Genomic DNA, 16207 nt, shown 5'->3' on the forward strand with positions numbered 1-16207 from the left:
ACCTAAGCCGGAACACCCAACCAAGCACCTACACCTATCGGTTGTCCTATTTTTTAAAGAGCTTGCAAATCAAGATCTTATCTCAATCTGCCGCGCCGCCGTAGCAACGAAAGACGCGCATTCTACACAGAGAAAAACAAGCCGTCAAACAATTTTCAAAAATAATTAACCTTGAAAACGAAGCCATCCTTACTCCGGAGTCGATAATAACTTATTGTTTTTTATCGACTTTCCTCCGCCGCAAAGCAGCGAGAGAGGCGAATTATACAGGCCAAGAAACACCAGTCAACACAAAAATAGAAACTTTTACCCAGAATTATTCACAAAACAAAAATTTCCCTAGTAAATCCATGCGTTGGGGAAAACAGGTCGATACACGCTGCCGCTCCAGAAAACCCCGTATTACGCAACGACCCAGCCACTGGGATAGCAATGCGCACCATGCTAGACTGCCGCAGTTAAAATAGCAGGGCAGGACACGCATCATGCACCAGCACCCCGGCAGCCAACACACCTCATCCTTATTGCCTCGCCACAGTCCGCTCTACCACCTAAAAAAACATCCGGGAGCCGCCGCCGTATTTGGAGCCTTGGCCCTATTCAGTATGGTGGCTGCATTTGGCCTACAACCCCCCTCGCTAAGCACCACCGAGCTTATCCCCCGTCCCGTTGTAGAAGACCTTGCGCTTGCACTCCCCCACCCTTTGGATTTGGGCAACCAAGCCTATCTAAGAGAAGAAAAGGTACACAAGGGCGACAGCCTAGCCAACCTGCTCAATAGACTCGGCGTCAACGATGCATCAGCCCTGGATTACATCAAGCAAACCCCTGCCGCACACCCCATCTTTCGCCAACTAGCCCCCGGCAAGTTAGTCACGGCCAGCACCAGTGACACCGGAGAACTGCTACTCCTCAGTTTCCCACTGAACAATCGTGCAGAGAACTTGCTGATCGAAAGACACGGCAATACCTTCAGAACAAGAGAAGCGCCCCTGGTTCTTCAATCTCGACTGGAAATGAAATCAGGCGAAATTCGTAGCTCGCTGTATGGAGCGACGGATGATGCAGGGATTCCTGACGCCGTAGCCAACCAGTTGGCGGAGATTTTTGGTGCAGATATCGACTTCCACAGAGACTTGCGCAAGGGAGACCGCTTCACCCTGATCTACGAAATGTACCGCCACCAAGGTCAAAGCATTCGTAGCGGACGAATTCTTGCTGCAGAACTTGTAAATGCAGGAAAAGTCTTCCGTGCCGTTTATTTTGAAGACCCGAAGACCAGCATCAAGGGAAGCTACTACACACCGGAAGGCAAGAGTTTACGCAAGGCCTTCCTCCGCTCCCCACTTGAGTTCTCACGGATCACGTCTGGATTCACCAATGCCAGACTCCACCCAATTCTCCAACAATGGCGAGCGCACAAGGGTGTCGACTACGGCGCGCCAACGGGAACCAAAGTACGCGCCACCGGGGACGGTATCGTGGAGTTTATCGGACGCCAAGGCGGATATGGGAATCTGATCATCCTCCGCCATCAAGGTCGCTACTCCACCGCATATGGACACCTGAGCAGCTTCACTCCCCAACTGCGTAAAGGCTCTCGGGTTAGCCAGGGCGAGCATATCGGCAACGTCGGCGCCACCGGCTGGGCAACCGGCCCCCACCTACACTATGAATTTCGCATTGGCGGCGAACAAGTTAATCCCTTAGCAGTCCAGTTGCCTGGCGCCCCGTCACTTGAAACTGCGCAACTGTTGCAGTTTCGTCAGAAGACCCAGGATCTTCTGGCCCAGCTGGAAATGCTGAAACAAAGCGACATGGTTGCCTTTCAGGAGTAAGACCCCTCACAACCCCAACAAAAAAGCCCCGCAGATGCGAGGCTTTTTTTAGAGCACAGACTGAGCACACTATACAGAAAACGAGGAACCGCAGCCGCAGGTAGAGGAGGCATTCGGATTCTTGATCACAAACTGGGAACCTTCCAGCCCCTCAGAGTAGTCGATCTCGGCACCGACCAGATACTGAAAGCTCATCGGATCGATCAGAAGGGTCACGCCATTCTTGTCCAGCACGGTATCGTCCTCGTTTGCCACTTCGTCAAACGTGAAGCCGTACTGAAAACCAGAGCAGCCGCCACCGGTCACAAAAACCCGCAGCTTGAGCTCAGCATTACCCTCTTCTTCAATCAACTCCCGAACTTTGCTGGCAGCACTATCAGTAAAAACTAAGGGCAGACCATCAGCAACTGCATTCATAACACACTCCTAAACTAAAAACTTGAATCCTATTAGTACCGCCGTCAGTTACTTGAAGCTGCCAATTTAAGCTCGACAGTCTTCGCATTAGACTGATGAATCAGCCTTCCCTGAACCACAGCACCTTGCTGCATCTCCAGGCTGTTGTACTCCACGTCACCTGTGACCTTGGCACACGGCTGAAGTTCAAGGGTTTCGGTTGCATGCACCGGACCAATCACTGTCCCATTGATCACCACGTGCGCAACATTTATCACCCCTTCAATACGCGCATGCTCACTAACAACTAGGGTCGACGGCTGATCTTGGGCGGCCTCGACATTTCCCTTTATTTCACCATCAATGCGCAGGCCACCACTGAACTGAACATTACCTTCCAAGCGAGTACCAGCACCAATAAGACTATCAATACGGTTCTGGGGCTTGCTAGCACCATTCTTCTTGCCACCAAACATGGAGCCTCCTCACTTAGGTATCAAAGCGACAGGGACTGCTTGGCACGCACGGAACCGTCCTGCACCAGACGCGCCTCTACCCCCTTAAGAACAGCACCTTTGGGGATAGAAAAATAACCTTCAGTCCGAAGGAACCGCTTGATTTCCAAACGGAACTTCCCCGCCGCCGAGTCCCCCTCGGCGGGAAGAATCATCATAACATCTTTGCCCGCCTGCTGCACTTTGAGGTGGAACTGGAGAAGCCCTCGGAACTCTTTGGAACGAGCCCCCGACTCCATCGCAATCAATAGCCGGTATCGATAGCGCCCCTCTTCGCCTTCTGGCTCCACCCTCAACCGGCTAATCTTCAAACCATCCTCTGATGCCCCAACCCCAGGCACGATGCTTTCGAAGAAAGCCAAATCCTCTTTCAGACTGGCATTTTCCTGCTCAAGCTGAGCAACCTGGCGCAGAAGGCGCTCTTTTGCGGAACGCTCAATCTGAACACTGCTTTCCCCCGCCGCCGAGGACTGACGCAGCACAGCCAACTCAGTCTCCAGAGCCTCAGTTCGGGTCCGCAGAGACGATATCTCCCGATCGGACTCCCGGCTATGAAATCCCGCGAAGCGCCGCCCCACGTCATACACCCAGGCCGCAGCAGCCAAAGACAAGGATAGCACCGCAACAACCAACAAAAGCCGCCAGTACCAGGAAACATGAGTACGAACAGCCACTTTGGGCGCACTTATCCCAAACCGCTGCCGCAGACGCTTACGAATCAATGATGTCGCCAACACGGCCATGGGTTCCCAACCAACGGATTATCACCGCGCACCGCGGTGGATGAAGACAAATCCAGCGACAACCCTTTGAACCAACACGCTGGACAGCGTCGAGCCATCTTAAACGCCCCAACCTTTACCAACAAGTCCGGATCAAGCAAAAAAAAAGCCGCCCAAGAGGCGGCTCTTTTTCACAGCGTTGATTAACGCTTGGAGAACTGCTTGCGGCGACGAGCCTTGTGGAAACCGACTTTCTTACGCTCAACTTCGCGGGCATCACGAGTCACGAACCCAGCCTTAGACAGAGCAGATTTCAGGGCAGCATCATAAGCAATCAACGCACGGGTGATGCCATGACGCACGGCACCGGCCTGACCAGATTCACCACCGCCAGTAACATTGACCTTGATATCGAAGCCAGCGACCTGCTCAACCAACTCCAGGGGCTGACGCACGATCATGCGGCCGGTTTCACGGGAGAAGAATTGGTCAACCGGCTTGCCATTAACAACGATGTTGCCGGAACCGCGCTTCATGAAGACGCGAGCAACAGCGCTCTTGCGGCGACCGGTGCCATAAAAATAGTTTTCAGCCATGACAGTACCTTAGATATCCAGGGTTTTGGGCTGCTGAGCGCTATGGGGGTGTTCAGCACCAGCGTAGCACTTCATCTTCTTCAGCATGGCGTAGCCGAGCGGGCCCTTGGGCAGCATGCCCTTAACAGCCTTTTCCAGCACACGAGCAGGGAAACGCTGCTGCAGCTTGGTGAAGTTAGTTTCATAGATACCACCGGGGTAACCGCTATGCCGGTAATACTTCTTGTCCTCGGCCTTGTTACCGGTGACACGAAGCTTCTCAACGTTGGTCACGACGATGAAGTCGCCGGTATCAACGTGAGGGGTATAAATTGCCTTGTGCTTACCACGCAGCCGGCGAGCGATTTCAGTGGCGAGGCGGCCGAGCACCTTGTCTGTGGCGTCCACCACATACCACTCGCGCTTCACCTCATGGGGTTTAGCGGAAAAAGTTTTCATCTGGGCCGTCCTTAGCCTAATCACAGAAAGCCGCGGATTATATGGGGGCAGAACACCCCGTGTCAATGCCTTCTTGGCAGACAACACAATCCAGCGCCAACAAAAAAAGCGCGACTCCAAGGAGTCGCGCTAAATCCACACCAAAGGAGGAGGGTGGAGGAGACAAACTGCAAGCATGAGCTGCACCAAAACCTACGCACAACTCACACTTAAGTTGAGCTGATTATCACTAAAGGCAAGGTCGAAATCAAGTATTTTTTTGTGCGATGCACCAGAATTTTTTTAATTTGTCGATAATGTTTATGTATAAAACACAACCACATGTTTTAAATAAATAAACAACAATTATAGGAAATTGATTTACCAATTCATAATCTCACAACCATCTCAGAAGCAGGCCAACACCCCTTGCATTTGTGCGACGCAGCAATGCTCACCACTCCCGGCCATCTGATAGAGCCCTTAGAATGCGCCCTTCCAATAAATGGAGGGGTCTCATCGTGGAATGCAAAGTTAAATGGGTTGATGGAATGGCTTTTCTGGCGGAAACAGGCAGCAACCATACTGTGATGATGGACGGCGCCCCGGAAGCTGGAGGTCGCAACCTGGCTCCCCGCCCGATGGAGCTATTGCTGGCAGGCACAGGAGGATGTACTGCCTTTGATGTTGTCCTGATCCTGAAAAAAGGACGTCATGAAGTTAGTGACTGCGAAGTAACGCTCCATGCCGAGCGTGCCGCCACAGACCCCAAAGTCTTCACGAAAATTCATTTCGCCTTCAAGGTCACCGGGAAAAATCTCAAGCAAGCCGCAGTGGAGCGGGCTATCGAACTATCCAAGGAGAAGTACTGCTCCGCCTCAATCATGCTGGGCAAAACAGCCACCATCACGTACGAACTGGAAGTGGTCGAAGCATAGAATGCTTGCCCCAGGCCTACCGGGCCCGGGGCAAACCTCATAGATAGTAGGCAACCCCCGTCATGACTTTTGACGACAACTTCATCGCGAGCCTGACTGGACCGGGCAAGTCCACTCCTCCGAGACTAACAGCCGTCTGCGCATGGCTCATCTCATCAAATTTCATCTGGCTCACAATGCTTCTTGAACGCTGATCAGCCAGGGGCAAGCGCCGTAAATGGCTATCGAGATGGCGTTCGACCTGGCGTTCTGTCTCAGCCAGAAATCCAAGATTCCACGAATCACCAGCCTTTCCCACCACGACCCCCAGCGCCAGCGACCCCGCATACCACAGCGGATTCAAAAAGCTTTTACGTCCGCCCAACTCCTGAATTCGCCTTTCGGTCCACGCAAGGTGCTCCGTTTCTTCCCAGGCCGCATGCTCCAGCGCCTGCTTGATCACCACATCCTTCGACGTCAGTGCCTGCCCCTGATACAAGGCCTGGGCGCATATCTCACCACAGTGATTGACCCGCATCAGCGCCGCGGCGTGACGCTTCTCCTCCGGAGACAATTCAGGCATCGGCACATCAGACCCTGGAACAGAGCGGCGAGTCGGCGCAGGGGCGAATACGGCTCGAAGCGCTTTATCAAACTCGACAATCAGGCGATCAATGCTCATTCAGCAGTCCTTAGCCGAAAGCTAGCGGGGCACATCCGGATGCCCACCTGCCTTCAATGCAGCCACACCCTCCTGGGCCGTTCGGATCGCCACACCCCCAGGACAAAAATACTCCCGGGAAAGCGCGGCATGGTGCCGGTTCACCATCTTGTTCTCCACAAGCCCCCATTGGTTAGAGCGAGCCTTTGACCAACTCCCATCCGGGCGGCCAAAAGCGTAGAGACGACGCTCCCGGGTATCACATCTCAAACCCTCATAACTGACGTTCCGAGCCCCCCCTTGGGCCACGACAACGAGCACATAGCGCACCACCCCATCAGACCCCACTGAAATGGTGGCTCCATCAACGCTGAACACTCCCTGGGCAGTGGGACTGACATAAAAGGGAATCAGAGTCTCTTCCCGGGGCGCGGGCGGCAACTGAGTCTCAACCTCCTGCCAAGGCTTCTTGTCGAACTCGTCGTCAAAGTCATAGACCGTCCCCTGAGGAGGGAACAGAATGGCCGGCAAATCCGCCAAGACCTGCTGACTGAGACACAACCCGAGGGCAGCCAGCAAACTGCACAGTTTGGAATATTTCACGAACACTGCCTGTCACGTTAACAAGGACGGGGAACCGTCACTTAACCAGAAAGCCGCTATACCTCCGGCTGGGAAATCACAGCCTCGATTTCCGCAAAGGTACGCGCCACCTCGGTGGTGTGCAAAGGAATGCCCAACTGGCGCGCGACTTGGGAGGCCGAGAACACCCCCCGAACCATCTGCCGCCCGCCCAGGGGATCGAAATCCACCACCAGCGCATGCTGACGCCCTGAGTATTTGAGCGTTTCGACGACATTCCCAACATCTGCGCGCAGGACGTCCCCGATATGCAGCACCTCGATTTCATCCCGAGGCGTCATGATATCTGCCACTCGGACATCCTCATGCCGCACGCCCCGATTGCGCACGACCTAGAGCGGTCGCTCCCCCAGGATATCCCGGGCGGTCACCAGGCCGACGACATCCCCTCGGGCGTCGACAACCAGCAAGGAACGAACCCCCCGCACAATCATGGCCTGGTTGGCCACATCAATGTGGGTGGATGCCTCAATAGTGGCTGCAGCCACCAGCTTGAGATCAGTCATGACTTCAAGCGCCGGGGAATCGACCCGGACCGGCTGGGGGGAAAAATAGGTGGGTTGATGATAACCGGCCCCATCGGCCAGACGGGTTATTGGAAGCGGCTTGTACTCGGTTTTCGCGACCATTGCTATCTCCTTGACTAGAGGACGACGGACCACACCTGCGAAACCAAAGAAAACCTAATTCCCAATCTCCAGCGGGCGCCGAATGCGGCCGGGAGCCCGCCCACGATCGGCGTCAATATAACGGACCAGTTCGTTCAGCGCCTGCTGATAAACGCCACGCTTGAACTCGATCACTGCATCCAACGGAATCCAGTAATCGTTCCAGCGCCACGCATCAAATTCAGGGTGACTGGTTGCCCGGAGGCACACATCGCTGTCGCGGCCCACAAGGCGCAACAGAAACCAGATCTGTTTCTGCCCCTTGTAGCTGCCACGCCATTCGCGCTTGATCCATTGCGTCGGCACGTCATAACGCAGCCAATCCTTGGTTCGACCCAGGATGCGCACGTGTTCGGGCTTTAACCCGACCTCCTCGTGCAACTCCCTGAACATGGCCTGCTCCGGCGTTTCGCCGCGCTTGATGCCACCTTGGGGGAACTGCCAGGAATGCTCACGAATACGCTTGCCCCAGAAAACCTCGTTTTTTGCGTTACAAAGAATGATGCCGACGTTCGGGCGATAGCCTTCACGGTCGAGCATGGAAAACCTGCATCAAATATTGGGTTGAAAGCATTCTTTCACAATTCCACATACTTGGAAAGGAAGGCCATCGGCCGGAAACAAGCCAATACCCGGCATCCCATGACGGTCCGTCGTCTTGTAGAATTAGATTTTTAGCCCGTCAAAAGATTCAATCCCATGCGTACCTCCCAATTTTTCATTTCCACCCTCAAGGAAGCCCCCTCCGACGCGGAAGTGATCAGCCACAAGCTGATGCTTCGTGCCGGCCTCATCAAGCGCCTGGCAGGCGGCATTTATACCTGGATGCCCCTGGGCCTGAAGGTACTGCGCAAGGTGGAAAAGGTGGTGCGTGAGGAAATGGATCGCACCGGCGCCATTGAACTGCTGATGCCGGCCGTGGTGCCCGCCGAGTTGTGGCAGGAAACCGGCCGCTGGGAAAAGTACGGACCGGAACTGCTGCGCTTCAAGGACCGTCACCAGCGGGACTTCGTCATCGGCCCCACCCACGAGGAAGTGATCACCGACGTGGTGCGCAAGGAAATCAAGAGCTACCGCCAGCTGCCCGTCCATTTCTATCAGGTGCAGAGCAAGTTCCGCGACGAGATCCGCCCCCGTTTCGGCGTCATGCGCGGCCGCGAATTCCTGATGAAGGACGGCTACTCCTTCCACACCTCCTTCGCCGACCTGGAGCGGGAATACAAGCACATGTACGACACCTACTGTCGTATCTTCACCCGCCTGGGCCTGCAGTTCCGCGCCGTGGCCGCGGACACCGGCTCCATCGGCGGCACCGGCTCCCATGAATTCCATGTGCTGGCCGACTCCGGCGAAGACGCCATCGCCTTCTGCCCGGACTCCGACTACGCCGCCAACGTGGAACTGGCTGAAGCCCTGGCCCCTGCCGCTGCCCGCGCTGCGGCCAGCCAAGCCATGACCAAGGTCGCCACCCCGGGCAAGACCCAGTGCGCCGATGTGGCCGCCTTCCTCGGCGCCAGCGCTGAGCAGACGGTCAAGGCCGTGGCTGTGATGCGCACCGAAGGTGGCTTTGCCCTGCTGCTGCTGCGCGGCGACCATGAATTGAACGAGATCAAGACCGAAAAGATCATCGGCGAATTCCGCTTCGCCAAGGACGACGAAATCGTCGCCGCCCTCGGCTGCAAGCCCGGCTACATCGGCCCGGTGGGCATCAAGGCGGACATCCCCGTGATTGCCGACCGCACGGTGGCGGCCATGGCGGATTTCATCTGTGGCGCCAACGAGGCCGAGCATCACTTCACCGGCGTCAATTTCGGCCGCGACCTGCCCGAACCTGGCCAGGTGGCGGACATTCGCAACGTCGTCGAAGGCGACCCCTCCCCGGATGGCAAGGGCCAGCTGGGCCTGTGCCGCGGCATCGAAGTGGGCCACATCTTCCAGTTGCGCACCCGTTACTCCGAAGCCCTCAACTGCAAGTACCTGGACGAAAACGGCAAGGAACAGATCATGGAGATGGGCTGCTACGGCATCGGCGTCTCCCGCATCGTCGGCGCCGCCATCGAGCAGGGCAACGACGACAAGGGCATCGTCTTCCCCGCCGCCATCGCCCCCTTCGAAGTGGCCATCGTGCCCATGGGCTACCACAAGAGCGAGGCCGTCAAGGCGGCTGCCGACCAGCTCCTGGCCGACCTCAAGGCGGCCGGCATTGACGTGCTGCTGGACGACCGCAACGAGCGCCCCGGCTCCATGTTCGCCGACATGGAACTGATCGGCATCCCCCACCGCATCGTCGTGGGTGAGCGGGGCCTGGCCGAAGGCAAGCTGGAGTACAAGGGCCGCCGCGATGCGGAAGCCCAGATGGTGGACGCCGCCGGCATCGTTGCCCTGCTGCAAGGGAAGCTGTGCGCCGCCTAAAGGCACTGCTGCTGTCCGGCTGTCTGTGCCTGCCCCTGGCGGCGCAGGCAGGGGCTCAGAAGTATGAGCCCCTGTCGGCCAGCGTCCAGGCAGCCTTGTCCAAGTCGGTCGCCGACCAGAAGCCACCCCAGAGCTCGTTCAAGGACCCGATTGCGGCGGCCAACTGGCTGACGGAAATGTCCCTCCGGCTGGAAAAGCGCATCCCCAACCAGGAAAGCCGCCTCGAGCTCCTGCGCTCGGTGCACTACGAAGCCACCCGGGCCGGGCTCGACCCCCAGTTGGTGCTGGGCCTGATCCAGGTGGAGAGCGGCTTCAAGAAATACGCCGTCTCTTCAGCCGGCGCCCGGGGGCTGATGCAGGTGATGCCCTTCTGGGTCAAGCTGATCGGCGATCCCAGCCACAACCTCTTCAACCTCCGCACCAATCTTCGTTATGGCTGCACCATCCTGCGCCATTACCTGGACATCGAGCGGGGCGACCTGTACCGGGCCCTGGGCCGCTACAACGGCAGCCTGGGCCAGCCCGAGTACCCCAACTTGGTGAAGGGCGCCTGGCATGGGCGCTGGCTCTACAACGAGCAGGTGGCCCTGCATTAGAGCGCACCAACGGCAATTGAAAAGAGAACCACGTATCTGATTTGCCGTCTCCGAGAGAGCGAACCGCCCTAGCCGAAGGGAATGGGTTAGCGCTGCTGGCGGCCATAAATAGCATTAGCCCAGGAGACAGCAGGGACGGGCATGCCAGCTGTTCCATGCCGGAGAAGGCCGCCCTTACTGCCTCTCAGCCATGGTAACTTTCACCCCGCAACAGGAGTGGATTGGCGGCAAACACCCAGGGCCGGTCAAGCAGGCATTCCAATAAAAAAAGCCCCGGCACACGGGGCTTTTTTTATTGCCGCAAGGGATGCGAAAGATCAGCGCATGCCCGGCATCATGCCCTTCATGCCCCGCATCAGCTTGGACAGGCCGCCCTTGGCGAAGGACTTCATCATCTTCTGGGTCTGCTCGAACTGATTGAGGAGGCGATTGACTTCCTGCACCTGCACCCCGGCACCGGTCGCGATGCGGCGCTTGCGGCTGGCCTTGATCAGCTCCGGCTTGGCCCGCTCCGCCGGCGTCATGGAATTGATGATGCCCTCAATGCGGCGCACCGCCTTGTCTTCCGCACCGCCCTGCAGCTGGCCGGCGGCCTGGGCGAACTGGGCCGGCAACTTGTCCATCAGGGCCGCCATGCCCCCCATGTTGCGCATCTGGGCGATCTGGTCCTTGAAATCGTTGAGATCGAAGCCCTTGCCCGACTTGAGCTTCTTGGCCATGGCCAGGGCCTTTTCCTCATCGACCCCCTTGCGCGCCTCTTCCACCAGGGAAAGGATGTCGCCCATGCCCAGCACCCGGGACGCCATGCGCTCGGGGTGGAAGGCCTCCAGGCCGCTCAGCTTCTCGCCGACGCCGACGAACTTGACCGGCTTGCCGGTCACATGGCGCACAGAGAGGGCGGCACCGCCCCGGGCGTCACCGTCCAGCTTGGTCAGCACCACACCGGTCAGGGGCAGGGCCTCATTGAAGGAGCGGGCAGTATTGACCGCATCCTGGCCCAGCATGGCGTCGACCACGAACAGGGTTTCCACCGGCTTGATCGCCGCATGCAGCTGCTTGATCTCGGCCATCATGGCTTCGTCGATGGCCAAGCGGCCGGCCGTATCGACCAGCAACACGTCGTGGTAATGCTTGCGGGCCCAGTCGATGGCGGCCAGAGCGATGGCTTCCGGCTTTTCCTCGGTGCTGGAGGGGAAGAAATCGACGCCGGCCTGGGCCGCCACCGTTTTCAACTGCTCGATGGCGGCAGGGCGGTAGACGTCGCAGGAAACCACCAGCACCTTTTTCTTCTGGGTTTCCTTGAGCAGCTTGGCCAGCTTGCCCACCGTCGTGGTCTTGCCGGCACCTTGCAAACCGGCCATGAGGATGACGGCGGGCGGCTGGGTCGCCAGATTGAGGGCGGCATTGGCACCGCCCATCAACTGGGTCATTTCCTTGTGCACCACACCGATCAGGGCCTGGCCCGGGGTCAGGGAGCCAATGACCTCCTCGCCAAGGGCCTTCTCCTTCACGGCGGCAATGAAGTCCTTGATCACCGGCAGCGCCACGTCCGCCTCCAGCAAGGCGAGGCGGACCTCGCGCAGGGCGTCGGAAATATTGGATTCCGTCAGACGGGCTTCACCCCGGAGGGTCTTCATGACACCGGCGAGGCGTTGAGTCAGATTATCGAGCATGGGCAGGAGGTGAGCTTAAGAGGTTGCTTGGTGTAAACTGCGGGAATGCCGTCCATTTTACTGCACTTCCTGCCCCACTACCTGGCCAGCGCCCTTTATGCCCTGCTGGGTTTCCATTTCTGGCGCACCCGCTGGGCGGAAACTGACAAGCCCATGGTCACGGCGCCGATGCAACCCTGGGAGCGCTGGGCCATTCTCGGCACCATGCTGATCCAGGGCATCGGCCTTTACGACGGCCTCTTCGGCACGGGAGAAATGCGCTTCTCCTTCAGCTTCGCCCTCTCCCTGATGTTGTGGCTGGCCGTCTTCATCTACTGGATGGAAAGCTTCAAGGCCCGCATGGAAGGCCTGCAGCCCATGGTGTTGCCGCTGGCCGCCGCCTGCGCCATCCTGCCGCCCCTCTTCCCCTCGGCCCACGTCCTGCCCCATGCCGATTCGGTCGGCTTCAAGCTGCATTTCATGGCAGCCATGCTGGCTTACAGCCTGTTCACCCTGTCGGCCCTGCACGCAGTCTTCATGGGGTTCGCCGAACGCAAGCTGCATCAGCGCTCCCTCACCAAGAGCCTGACCAGCCTGCCGCCTTTGATGACCATGGAAGCCCTGCTGTTCCGCATGATCATTGTCGGCTTCATCCTGCTGACCGCCGCCCTCGGTTCCGGCGTACTGTTCTCCGAAGCCCTCTTTGGCAAGGCCATGGCGCTGGACCACAAGACGGTCTTTGCCTTCATCTCCTGGGGCATTTTCGCCGCCCTCCTTGCCGGCCGCCATGCCTATGGCTGGCGTGGCCGCACGGCCCTGCGCTGGACCATGGCCGGCTTCCTGGTGCTCCTGATGGCCTATGTGGGCAGCCGCTTCGTGGTGGAAGTGCTGCTGAACCGCCTCTGACGCAGCTGCAATGCAATGGCCGGGCACTGCCGCGGCCGGCGAGGCATCGCCCCCTCCTCAGCTAGGCGTCCCCTTGGGGGTACTGGCAGGCGATGGGCGCATACCGGCAACCAAGCAATTGCGTTGCCGAGTGTGAAAGTGTGAAAACACTTCGACTTTGCCACCCAAGCAACTGATCCGTCACAACTTTACAAAAAGACCCGCGGCGGGCATCATCAGCCCGATAACGACGGCATAGCTACCGCCCCACTTCAGTCCAACCCACGCAGATGCAGGAGTCATGGCAGCTACTTTTCAGGTTCCCCTAAGTGGTCTTGCGCGCGCCATGGTCCAGGCTGGACGCCTCAAAGAGGTCGAAGCCGAAGCCTTCATGGCCCAAGCCAGCGAAAAGGGCACGACATTCATTGAGCAGGTGATCGCCGGCAAGCGGGCCAGCGCCAGGGAAATAGCCGTATTCGCAGGAGAAACGTTCGGCTACCCGGTCCTTGATCTGAGCGCTTTCGATGAAGCCAACATTCCGGCCAGCGCCATTGACCGGAAGCTCATCGCCACCCACCGCGTCATACCGCTGAACAAGCGCGGCAACCGGCTCTCGGTAGCGATAGCTGACCCAACAAATTTGCGGGCCTTGGACGAAATTCGCTTCCAGACAGGTTTGGCAGTGGACTCCGTCGTTGTCGAAGAGCCCAAACTGGCACCGCTGGTCGTCAAATATTCGGAATCGGCAGAAGAAAACCTCAAGAATCTCACCAATGAGGACTTGAACCTCGAATTTGCGGAAGAAGAAGATCAGGCCAAGGCCGATGAAGCCGTTTCCCTGGATGTGGATGACGCACCGGTCGTCAAGTTCATTCAGAAAATACTGCTGGATGCGATCAACGATGGCGCTTCCGACATCCACTTCGAGCCGTATGAAAAGTTTTACCGCATCCGCTATCGCATCGACGGCGAGTTGCGGGAGGTTGCCAATCCGCCCCTGGCAATCAAGGAAAAGGTGGCTTCCCGCATCAAGGTCATTTCCCGGATGGACATTTCCGAGAAGCGGGTCCCGCAAGACGGCCGGATGAAGCTGGTCCTTTCCAAAACCAGAGCCATCGACTTCCGGGTCAGCACGCTACCAACGCTGCATGGCGAAAAGATCGTCATGCGTATTCTGGATCCGTCCTCCGCCACGCTGGGCATCGAGGCGCTGGGCTACGAGCCGGAACAGAAGGAAGCCCTGCTCAACGCCATCCACCGGCCTTATGGCATGGTTCTGGTAACCGGCCCGACCGGTTCCGGTAAAACCGTATCCTTGTACACCTGCCTCAACATCCTGAACAAGCCTGGCATCAACATCTCCACCGCAGAAGACCCGGCAGAAATCAACCTGGCCGGCATCAACCAGGTAAACGTCAATGACAAGGCAGGCCTGACCTTTTCCGCCGCCCTCAAGTCCTTCCTGCGGCAGGATCCGGACATCATCATGGTGGGTGAAATCCGCGATCTGGACACGGCCGAAATCGCAATCAAGGCGGCCCAGACCGGCCACATGGTGCTATCCACCCTGCACACCAACGATGCCCCGACGACACTGGAGCGCCTGAAGAACATGGGCGTCCCCACCTTCAACATTGCCTCGTCCGTCATCCTGATCACCGCCCAGCGCCTGGCCCGCCGCCTGTGCAACTGCAAGGTCCCGCTCCACGTCCCCACCGAAACCCTTCTGAATGCAGGCTTTACCGAAGCAGAACTGGATGGCAGTTGGACACTCTATGGCCCCAACCCGGAAGGATGCGAGCGCTGCAAGGGAGGCGGTTTCAAGGGCCGGGTAGGCATCTACCAGGTGATGCCGGTTTCCGAGGAAATTCAGCGCATCATCATGGCCAATGGCAACTCCATGGATATTGCTGCCCAGGCCAAAAAGGAAGGGGTCAAGGACTTGCGTCAGTCCGGCCTGTTGAAAGTAAAGCAGGGAGTCACCTCCCTGGACGAAGTGCTGTCTACGACAAACGCCTGATAACCATTCAGAAAGAGGCCCCCCATGGCCACTGCCGGCAAAAACACACAAAACACCAAGCGTGCCGACCCAAGCATCAAGGAGTTCGTCTTTGTTTGGGAAGGCAAGGACAAGACCGGGAAAATCATCCGGGGGGAATTGCGTGCCACCAGCGAAACGGTGGTCCAGGCAACCCTGCGGCGCCAAGGCGTGCTGGTTACCAAGGTATCCAAGCAGCGTTTCAAGAGTGGCGGCAAGATCACCGACAAGGACATCACCCTGTTCACCCGGCAGCTGGCCACCATGATGAAATCTGGGGTGCCGCTTCTCCAGGCCTTCGACATCGTTGGCAAAGGCCACTCAAACCCCGCTGTCGGGAAACTGCTGCTGGATATCAAGGCTGATGTCGAAACGGGTAGCGCTCTGAACCAAGCTTTCCGCAAGTACCCACTTTACTTCGACAGCCTGTTCTGCAACTTGATCGGCGCCGGCGAGCAGGCCGGCATCCTCGATACACTCCTTGATCGACTCGCCATCTACAAGGAAAAAATCCTAGCCGTCAAAAGCAAGATCAAGTCAGCCCTGTTCTATCCAATTGCCGTGATTGTCGTAGCTTTTTGCATTACGGCTGTGATCATGATTTTTGTAATTCCTGCGTTCAAAGAGGTTTTCAAATCGTTTGGCGCGGACCTTCCTGCCCCGACACTGGTCGTAATAGCGATTTCTGACTTCTTCGTTGCCTATTGGTATTTGATCTTCGGCATATTGGGAGGAGGTATCTATTCCTTCCTGGAGTCGTGGAAGCGCTCCGAGGCCGTTCAGATTGCCATGGACAAGGCATTGCTGAGGATGCCGATTTTCGGCCCCCTCATACGGAAATCGGTTATCGCCAGATGGACGAGAACCCTGGCAACCATGTTTGCCGCCGGCGTTCCTCTGGTTGAGGCATTGGACTCAGTGGGCGGAGCCTCAGGCAACCACGTTTACAAAATGGCAACGCGTCAGATCCAAAGCGAAGTCAGTACCGGCACCAGCCTGACCAACTCAATGCAGAATGTGAACCTGTTCCCCAACATGGTGATCCAGATGGTTGCCATCGGTGAGGAATCTGGAGCCCTCGACTCAATGCTGTCCAAGGTTGCGGACTTCTTTGAAGCCGAAGTGGACGATTCTGTTGCGGCCCTCTCCAGCCTGATGGAGCCAATCATCATGGTCATATTGGGGGTTCTCATCGGCGGCATGGTGGTGGCGATGTACCTGCCGATCTTCAAAATGGGCTCCGTGGTCTAAG

At 57.6% G+C, this 16207-nt stretch carries 18 protein-coding genes; 7 read left to right on the forward strand and 11 right to left on the reverse strand.

Going from position 1 to position 16207, the window contains the following annotated elements; translation table 11 throughout:
• Positions 1-485: 485 nt before the first annotated feature.
• Positions 486-1838, forward strand: a complete 1353-nt coding sequence (locus OEL49_RS15635) for a M23 family metallopeptidase (protein ID WP_287875563.1) — start codon at positions 486-488, stop codon at positions 1836-1838.
• Between the two features lie 69 nt (positions 1839-1907).
• Here OEL49_RS15635 and erpA read toward each other — a convergent pair whose 3' ends face one another.
• The 5 genes from erpA to rplM form a co-directional block, all read right to left on the reverse strand.
• Complete coding sequence (gene erpA, locus OEL49_RS15640) at positions 1908-2255, reverse strand: iron-sulfur cluster insertion protein ErpA (protein ID WP_014236435.1); 348 nt, start codon at positions 2253-2255, stop codon at positions 1908-1910.
• Positions 2256-2299: 44 nt separating this feature from the next.
• Positions 2300-2710 (reverse strand): bactofilin family protein, encoded by a 411-nt coding sequence (locus tag OEL49_RS15645; RefSeq protein WP_014236434.1) that lies wholly within the window; start codon positions 2708-2710, stop codon positions 2300-2302.
• Between the two features lie 20 nt (positions 2711-2730).
• Positions 2731-3231 (reverse strand): DUF6776 family protein, encoded by a 501-nt coding sequence (locus OEL49_RS15650; RefSeq protein WP_331489326.1) that lies wholly within the window; start codon positions 3229-3231, stop codon positions 2731-2733.
• A 443-nt stretch (positions 3232-3674) separates the two neighbouring features.
• The gene (gene rpsI / locus OEL49_RS15655; RefSeq protein ID WP_014236432.1) at positions 3675-4067 is read right to left on the reverse strand and encodes a 30S ribosomal protein S9; all 393 of its coding nucleotides are present in this window, start codon (positions 4065-4067) and stop codon (positions 3675-3677) included.
• Positions 4068-4076: 9 nt separating this feature from the next.
• Positions 4077-4505, reverse strand: coding sequence for a 50S ribosomal protein L13 (gene rplM / locus OEL49_RS15660; protein WP_014236431.1), 429 nt, complete (start codon positions 4503-4505; stop codon positions 4077-4079).
• Positions 4506-5005: 500 nt separating this feature from the next.
• On the opposite strand from rplM, the gene OEL49_RS15665 reads away from it, so the two are divergent.
• On the forward strand, positions 5006-5422 hold the full coding sequence (locus OEL49_RS15665; protein ID WP_014236430.1) for an OsmC family protein: 417 nt from the start codon (positions 5006-5008) through the stop codon (positions 5420-5422).
• 37 nt (positions 5423-5459) lie between these two features.
• Here the strand turns inward: OEL49_RS15665 and coq7 are convergent, their stop codons facing one another.
• The 5 genes from coq7 to OEL49_RS15690 are packed head-to-tail and all read right to left on the reverse strand — an operon-like array spanning position 5460 to position 7912.
• Positions 5460-6083 carry a 2-polyprenyl-3-methyl-6-methoxy-1,4-benzoquinone monooxygenase gene (coq7, locus tag OEL49_RS15670; RefSeq protein ID WP_014236429.1) on the reverse strand — a complete coding sequence of 208 codons (624 nt, stop codon included), beginning with the start codon at positions 6081-6083 and terminating at the stop codon, positions 5460-5462.
• 21 nt (positions 6084-6104) lie between these two features.
• On the reverse strand, positions 6105-6665 hold the full coding sequence (locus OEL49_RS15675; protein ID WP_202945987.1) for a CNP1-like family protein: 561 nt from the start codon (positions 6663-6665) through the stop codon (positions 6105-6107).
• Positions 6666-6721: 56 nt separating this feature from the next.
• On the reverse strand, positions 6722-6997 hold the full coding sequence (locus OEL49_RS15680) for a hypothetical protein (protein WP_287875568.1): 276 nt from the start codon (positions 6995-6997) through the stop codon (positions 6722-6724).
• 39 nt (positions 6998-7036) lie between these two features.
• Complete coding sequence (locus tag OEL49_RS15685; RefSeq protein WP_287875570.1) at positions 7037-7333, reverse strand: CBS domain-containing protein; 297 nt, start codon at positions 7331-7333, stop codon at positions 7037-7039.
• Positions 7334-7387: 54 nt separating this feature from the next.
• A complete protein-coding gene (locus tag OEL49_RS15690; protein ID WP_014236426.1) occupies positions 7388-7912 on the reverse strand; it encodes an RNA pyrophosphohydrolase in 525 nt (174 codons plus the stop codon).
• 159 nt (positions 7913-8071) lie between these two features.
• Here OEL49_RS15690 and OEL49_RS15695 point away from each other — a divergent pair, with 159 nt between their 5' ends.
• Together OEL49_RS15695 and OEL49_RS15700 are read left to right on the forward strand one after the other, a co-directional pair.
• Complete coding sequence (locus tag OEL49_RS15695) at positions 8072-9784, forward strand: proline--tRNA ligase (protein WP_287875572.1); 1713 nt, start codon at positions 8072-8074, stop codon at positions 9782-9784.
• Positions 9772-10380, forward strand: a complete 609-nt coding sequence (locus OEL49_RS15700; protein WP_014236424.1) for a lytic transglycosylase domain-containing protein — start codon at positions 9772-9774, stop codon at positions 10378-10380. The genes OEL49_RS15695 and OEL49_RS15700 overlap by 13 nt, the downstream gene beginning before the upstream one ends.
• Before the next feature lie 317 nt (positions 10381-10697).
• On the opposite strand, the gene ffh is transcribed toward OEL49_RS15700, so the two are convergent.
• Positions 10698-12053 carry a signal recognition particle protein gene (gene ffh, locus OEL49_RS15705; RefSeq protein WP_152090509.1) on the reverse strand — a complete coding sequence of 452 codons (1356 nt, stop codon included), beginning with the start codon at positions 12051-12053 and terminating at the stop codon, positions 10698-10700.
• 45 nt (positions 12054-12098) lie between these two features.
• On the opposite strand from ffh, the gene OEL49_RS15710 reads away from it, so the two are divergent.
• The 3 genes from OEL49_RS15710 to OEL49_RS15720 all read left to right on the forward strand — a co-directional run bounded on the left by OEL49_RS15710 (position 12099) and on the right by OEL49_RS15720 (position 16206).
• Positions 12099-12938 carry a cytochrome C assembly family protein gene (locus OEL49_RS15710; protein ID WP_014236422.1) on the forward strand — a complete coding sequence of 280 codons (840 nt, stop codon included), beginning with the start codon at positions 12099-12101 and terminating at the stop codon, positions 12936-12938.
• Between the two features lie 280 nt (positions 12939-13218).
• Entirely contained in the window at positions 13219-14937 is a 1719-nt protein-coding gene (gene pilB / locus OEL49_RS15715; RefSeq protein WP_287875574.1) for a type IV-A pilus assembly ATPase PilB, read from the forward strand.
• A 24-nt stretch (positions 14938-14961) separates the two neighbouring features.
• Entirely contained in the window at positions 14962-16206 is a 1245-nt protein-coding gene (locus OEL49_RS15720; RefSeq protein WP_014236420.1) for a type II secretion system F family protein, read from the forward strand.
• The last annotated feature ends 1 nt before the right edge of the window (position 16207 follow it).

The organism is Azospira sp. (assembly GCF_030247495.1).
Lineage (GTDB): Bacteria > Pseudomonadota > Gammaproteobacteria > Burkholderiales > Rhodocyclaceae > Azospira > Azospira oryzae.

Excerpts from the sequence above, each read along its gene's own strand:
- OEL49_RS15635 (WP_287875563.1), top strand. The coding sequence starts at position 486 with ATGCACCAGCACCCCGGCAGCCAACACACCTCATCCTTATTGCCTCGC.
- erpA (WP_014236435.1), bottom strand. The coding sequence starts at position 2,255 with ATGAATGCAGTTGCTGATGGTCTGCCCTTAGTTTTTACTGATAGTGCT.
- OEL49_RS15645 (WP_014236434.1), bottom strand. The coding sequence starts at position 2,710 with ATGTTTGGTGGCAAGAAGAATGGTGCTAGCAAGCCCCAGAACCGTATT.
- rpsI (WP_014236432.1), bottom strand. The coding sequence starts at position 4,067 with ATGGCTGAAAACTATTTTTATGGCACCGGTCGCCGCAAGAGCGCTGTT.
- rplM (WP_014236431.1), bottom strand. The coding sequence starts at position 4,505 with ATGAAAACTTTTTCCGCTAAACCCCATGAGGTGAAGCGCGAGTGGTAT.
- coq7 (WP_014236429.1), bottom strand. The coding sequence starts at position 6,083 with ATGAGCATTGATCGCCTGATTGTCGAGTTTGATAAAGCGCTTCGAGCC.
- OEL49_RS15685 (WP_287875570.1), bottom strand. The coding sequence starts at position 7,333 with ATGGTCGCGAAAACCGAGTACAAGCCGCTTCCAATAACCCGTCTGGCC.
- OEL49_RS15690 (WP_014236426.1), bottom strand. The coding sequence starts at position 7,912 with ATGCTCGACCGTGAAGGCTATCGCCCGAACGTCGGCATCATTCTTTGT.
- OEL49_RS15695 (WP_287875572.1), top strand. The coding sequence starts at position 8,072 with ATGCGTACCTCCCAATTTTTCATTTCCACCCTCAAGGAAGCCCCCTCC.
- ffh (WP_152090509.1), bottom strand. The coding sequence starts at position 12,053 with ATGCTCGATAATCTGACTCAACGCCTCGCCGGTGTCATGAAGACCCTC.
- OEL49_RS15710 (WP_014236422.1), top strand. The coding sequence starts at position 12,099 with ATGCCGTCCATTTTACTGCACTTCCTGCCCCACTACCTGGCCAGCGCC.
- pilB (WP_287875574.1), top strand. The coding sequence starts at position 13,219 with ATGGCAGCTACTTTTCAGGTTCCCCTAAGTGGTCTTGCGCGCGCCATG.
- OEL49_RS15720 (WP_014236420.1), top strand. The coding sequence starts at position 14,962 with ATGGCCACTGCCGGCAAAAACACACAAAACACCAAGCGTGCCGACCCA.